The organism is Variovorax sp. Root473, from assembly GCF_001426505.1.
Lineage (GTDB): Bacteria > Pseudomonadota > Gammaproteobacteria > Burkholderiales > Burkholderiaceae_C > Variovorax.
Map to the genome: position 1 here is coordinate 314,513 of NZ_LMEV01000019.1, position 571 is coordinate 315,083.

The 571-nt window shown below is 68.0% G+C and carries 1 protein-coding gene; it reads left to right on the forward strand.

Going from position 1 to position 571, the window contains the following annotated elements:
* The coding region (locus ASD34_RS24650; RefSeq protein WP_414929893.1) for an electron transfer flavoprotein subunit alpha/FixB family protein at nucleotides 1-571 on the forward strand (571 nt) is incomplete at both ends.

A 571-nucleotide genomic window follows, 5' to 3' on the forward strand; every position in this document is an offset into this window, starting at 1 on the left:
TGCCGCGCTGGCTTGCGGTGGCGACGTACACGTGCTCGTGGCCGGTGCCAACGCGGCCGAAGCCGCCAAGGCCGCCGCGCAGATCGCCGGCGTGTCCAAGGTGATCGCCGCCGACAGCGCATCGCTGGCAGAGAACCTCGCCGAGAACGTCGCAGCGCAAGTGCTGGCGATCGCAGCGAACTACAGCCACATCCTGTTCCCTTCGACCGCCAACGGCAAGAACGTCGCACCGCGCGTGGCCGCCAAGCTCGATGTGGCTCAGATCAGCGACATCACCAAGGTCGACAGCCCGGATACGTTCGAGCGCCCGATCTACGCCGGCAACGCCATCGCCACCGTGCAGAGCACCGACGCCACCAAGGTGATCACGGTGCGCACGACCGGCTTCGACGCAGCAGCCGCCACCGGTGGCAGCGCCACCGTTGAAACCGCTGAAGGCGTCGCAGACAGCGGCAAGAGCGCCTTCGTGGGCCGCGAAGTCACCAAGAGCGACCGCCCCGAACTGACGGCCGCCAAGATCATCGTCTCGGGTGGCCGCGCGCTGGGCAGCGCCGAGAAGTTCACCGAAGTG